Genomic DNA, 4,700 nt, shown 5'->3' with positions numbered 1-4,700 from the left:
GGTCTGCTCGGCCAGCGCCTTTACCTCGGAGGCGACGACAGCAAAGCCGCGGCCGGCTTCGCCCGCACGCGCGGCCTCGATGGTGGCGTTGAGCGCCAAGAGATTGGTCTGCCCCGCGATGGTGTTGATCAGTTCGACCACGTCGCCGATGCGGGCGGCCGCCTTCGACAATTCGCCGACGCGGTCGTTGGTCTTCTGCGCCTGTTCCACCGCCTCGCCGGCGATCCTTGCGGATTCCTGGACCTGACGGCTGATCTCGTTGACGGACGCAGCCATTTCCTCCGCCGCCGACGCCACCGACTGCACATTGGTGGAGGCTTCCTCCGACGCCGCAGCGACCGTCGTCGTGAGCTCCTGAGCGCGTCGGGCGGTCGAGGTCAGCGTCGTGGCGGAAGCTTCGAGCTCGGTCGAGGCCGAAGAGACGGTCTCGATGATCTCGCCGACGACGGATTCGAAACTGTCGGCGAGCTCGATCATGTCCGCCTTGCGCCGCTGGGCTGCGATCTGGTCCTGCCCGGCTTTGGCTTCGACTTCGTCGCGGGCCTTTTGCTCCGCGTTGACCTTGAACGTCTCGACCGCCTGCGCGATCTCACCGATCTCATCGGCGCGGCCAAGTCCGGGCAGCACAATCGCGAAGTTGCCCTTTGCCAGCTCGATCATGGCGGCCCTCATTGCCGAAAGTGGCCCGGAGACCGATCGGCCGATCAAAAATCCCGCTGCCAGCACGAGGGAGGCTATCAGCAGGATGGCAACCTCCATCTGCCATTGGATCGTGTCGCGCACCGTTCTGTCGGACCGTTCGGCCTCGGCCCTGATCTCGCCGACGGCTTTCGATATCGCCTCAACGACCGGTTCGACCGCCGAGAACGACTCCGACGTCGCCTTCAGCTCGCCGGCAAGCGCCAACGCAGTCTCCATCCAGGCAAAGAAGTCGCGCTGGTAATCGGCAAGCTTTTGCTTGAGCCCGGACTTCGCAGCCTCCCGAATATCCGCGTTCTCGACCCCGGCGGCGAATTCCGAGGCCCGCTTCTTCATGTCGTCGCCGTATTTGCGGTCACGCCGCAGCATGAAGTCCTTCTCGTGACGGCGCATCATCAGCATGGGGACGAGCAGGGTGGGCTGATGAAGCTCGGTAATCTCTGACTCGATCGCGTGAACGGACGAGCGCAGGCGGCTCTCGAGGCCCGACTTCTCGTCCAGGCCGAGGCGTATCTTCGCTTCGACGACAGCTGCGAAATGCGCCTGGTATTGCTTCAGCGAGATACTCATGGCCTCGATCTGACGCGCCAGATCGGGCTGGCCGATGGCTGCGATTTTTCCGCGCAGCGCGTCGATATCGGCGGCGGCGGACTTGCTGATCTCGACCTGGCTCTCGGCCTTTTTCTGATCGTTGCGGAGCAGGAAATCCTTCTCGGCGCGGCGGCCTTCCAGCAGCTCGACCGCGATCTTGCTGTTTAGCTCAGAGATCGCCCGCGCGTTCGCCGCCGCGGATCTATATGCGGTCAAAGTGGATTCGCCGTAGAGATGGATGCCGCCGACCAGGACGACCCCGATCACGCCGATGATTCCGATTGCCGTAATTTTGTGGGTTAAGCGGAGAGAGAAACTGCCCATGATGGTTTCCAATACATTCGAAGTCCTCACCTGCGCTCGATCGACAAGCGTTACCCCTTAAACATAGCGTGCACACCTCTGCGCCGCGTTAACCTCGTGGCCCCGCAAAAATACGGACCACGAGGTGAAAGTTCGTCTGCGGAGCCAGAGCCTGGTTGTCACGCCGCCCTCACCGTATTGAGGAACTTGCCGACCTCGAGCTTGAGGCGGTTGGAGTCGCCGGACAGCGACTGCGCCGCCGAGAGCACCTGCGAGGAGGCCGAGCCGGTCTCGCCGGCGCCGCGCTGCACGTCGGTGATGTTCGAGCTCACCTGCTGGGTGCCTTGCGCCGCCTGCTGCACGTTGCGGGAAATCTCCTGCGTCGCAGCCCCCTGCTCTTCCACCGCGGAGGCGATGGTCGCCGAGATCTCCGACAGTTTTTCGATGGTGCCGCTGATCTCCTTGATGGCGCCAACCGATTCGTGGGTCGCCGCCTGGATGCCGGAAATCTGCTGGCCGATCTCGCCGGTGGCCTTCGCGGTCTGCTCGGCCAGCGCTTTCACTTCGGACGCCACGACGGCAAAGCCGCGGCCGGCCTCGCCGGCACGCGCGGCCTCGATGGTGGCGTTCAAAGCCAGCAGATTGGTCTGGCCGGCGATGGTGTTGATCAGTTCGACCACGTCACCGATGCGGCTTGCCGCCTTCGACAACTCGCCGACGCGATCGTTGGTCCTGCGCGCCTGATCGACCGCCTCGTTGGCCATCCGCGCCGATTCCTGCACCTGACGGCTGATCTCGTTGACGGACGAGGACAGTTCCTCGGTCGCCGACGCTACCGACTGCACATTGGTGGAGGCTTCCTCGGACGCGGCTGCGACGGCGGTGGTAAGTTCCTGCGCCCGCTCCGCGGTCTTGGTCAGCGTTCCGGCGGAGGCCTCCAGTTCGGTCGAGGCCGACGACACGGTCTCGATGATCTCGCCGACGGCGCCTTCGAAGTCGTTTGCAAGTTTGTGCATGTCGAGTTTGCGCTGCATCGCGACGCGCTTCTCGGTGTCCTTCTGTTCTTCGCGGTCGAAGCCAAGCTTGGCCTGCATCGCCTGGACGTTGCGCAGCGCGATGCCGATCTCGTCATCGCGCTCGACCATCACGCGACTGTTGAACACGCCCTGCGCGACCTTTGCCATGATGCCGTTCAACTGTTCCAGCGGCCGGCCGATCGCGCGGATGGTCAGGACACCCAGCCATGCCCCGATCAGCAACCCCAAACACAGCATTGCGATCGTGACGCCGACGGCGACGAAATATTGATGCTCGGCGCTTTCGTATTCCGCCTTGGCCAGCTTGACCTTGATCGCGACCAGCTTTTCCATCTCGGTCTTGGCGAGAGCGAAGAGCGGGCCGACCTTTCCGGCCAGATGGGTGGCGAGGTCCTCATATTTGCGCTCGGCCAGCATTGCCAGCCCCGGTTTCAGGCCGCCCTCGACGAAATCCTTGCGCTTGGCGGCGAAGCTGTCCGCGAGCGCCTTTTCTTCCGGCGCGAGCCGGGTCGCCTGAAATTCGGTCCAGATCTTTGTGATCGCGGATATGTTGCCGGCGATCCGGTCCGTGGCGTCCCCGATGGGCTGGCCCGCCCGGCCGTTGGCGGCGGCGCCGAACAGGGTGATGGTATTGTCCTTCAACCGGCCCTCGATTTCCGCGAGCTGCGTCAGCGGAATGGTCTGATCGGCGAACACCGATTCCATGCCCTGGTTGCTGCTGCGGGTGGCGAGCACGCCGACCACGCCGACGATCACCAAAAACAGCACCTGAATGGCGACCAGCGTGGTCAGCCTGGCTTTCAAGGAGTGCGTGAAGACGGCAAGGCGATCCGCGAACGAACGGCGGCGGATCATGCCCGCGGTGACGGTGTATGCTTGCGCCTTCTTGGCGCGCAGCAGCGCATACACTTGCTCGGCTTCCGCGCGCTGGTCGGCGGGCAGTTTCGAGCGGATCGACATGTAGCCGGTAACCTGGCCGTTCTCCCAGATCGGCGTCGCGCTCGCCAGCACCCAGTAGAAGTCGCCGTTCTTGCGGCGGTTCTTGACCGCGCCAGCCCAGGGCTTACCGGCCTTGAGCGTGGCCCAGAGATCCTCGAAGGCTTCCGGCGGCATATCCGGGTGGCGGATGATATTGTGCGGCTGTCCCATCAACTCCGCGTCCGTGAAGCCCGAAGCATCCACGAACTGCTGGTTGAAATAGGTCAGTTTCCCCTTGGTGTCCGTCTTCGAGACGATCAGTGTTTCGTCCGTGATCGGGTACTCGACATTGGTGACGGGAAGGTTCGTGCGCATCTTGATATCTCCGGAAGCCGGTTAGGTGTAAGTATGGGTGTGGCCTGACCCGCTCGGGGTCAGGCCATGGTTGCGTCAGGCCGCCCTCACCGTGTTGAGGAACTTGCCGACCTCGAGCTTGAGGCGGTTGGAGTCGCCGGACAGCGATTGCGCTGCCGACAGCACTTGCGAGGAGGCCGAGCCGGTCTCGCTGGCGCCGCGCTGCACGTCGGTGATGTTGGAGGAAACCTGCTGGGTGCCTTGGGCTGCCTGCTGGACGTTGCGGGAAATCTCCTGCGTCGCAGCCCCCTGCTCTTCCACCGCGGAGGCGATGGTTGCCGAGATCTCGGACAGTTTTTCGATGGTGCCGCTGATTTCCTTGATCGCCCCGACCGACTCCTGCGTCGCGGCCTGAATGCCGGATATCTGCTGGCCGATCTCGCCGGTGGCCTTCGCGGTCTGCTCGGCCAGCGCCTTCACCTCGGAGGCGACCACCGCAAAGCCGCGACCGGCTTCGCCGGCACGCGCCGCCTCGATGGTGGCGTTGAGCGCCAGCAGATTGGTTTGCCCTGCGATGGTGTTGATCAGCTCGACGACGTCGCCGATGCGGCTCGCCGCCTGCGATAGCTCGGTGATGCGGGCGTCGGTTTTCTGCGCCTGCTTCACTGCTTCCTCGGCAATGTTGCTGGATTCCTGGACTTGGCGACTGATCTCTCCGACCGATCCGGTCATCTCTTCGGTCGCCGAAGCGACCGATTGCACGTTGGCAGAGGCTTCTTCGGACGCCGACGCCACTAC

The 4,700-nt window shown here is 63.8% G+C and carries 3 protein-coding genes; all 3 read right to left on the bottom strand.

Annotated elements, in window-relative coordinates:
* Window positions 1-1,614: methyl-accepting chemotaxis protein (locus WCE35_RS04325; RefSeq protein WP_424592106.1), on the bottom strand; the 1,614-nt coding region annotated here is incomplete at its 3' end.
* 158 nt (window positions 1,615-1,772) lie between these two features.
* The gene (locus WCE35_RS04320; RefSeq protein WP_424592105.1) at window positions 1,773-3,923 is read right to left on the bottom strand and encodes a methyl-accepting chemotaxis protein; all 2,151 of its coding nucleotides are present in this window, start codon (window positions 3,921-3,923) and stop codon (window positions 1,773-1,775) included.
* Between the two features lie 75 nt (window positions 3,924-3,998).
* Window positions 3,999-4,700: methyl-accepting chemotaxis protein (locus tag WCE35_RS04315; protein WP_424592104.1), on the bottom strand; the 702-nt coding region annotated here is incomplete at its 5' end.

The sequence above is a fragment of the Bradyrhizobium sp. genome (genome assembly GCF_049691595.1).
In the GTDB taxonomy this organism is placed as follows: Bacteria; Pseudomonadota; Alphaproteobacteria; order Rhizobiales; family Xanthobacteraceae; genus Bradyrhizobium.
This window is presented reverse-complemented; position numbering and strand designations above follow the sequence as displayed.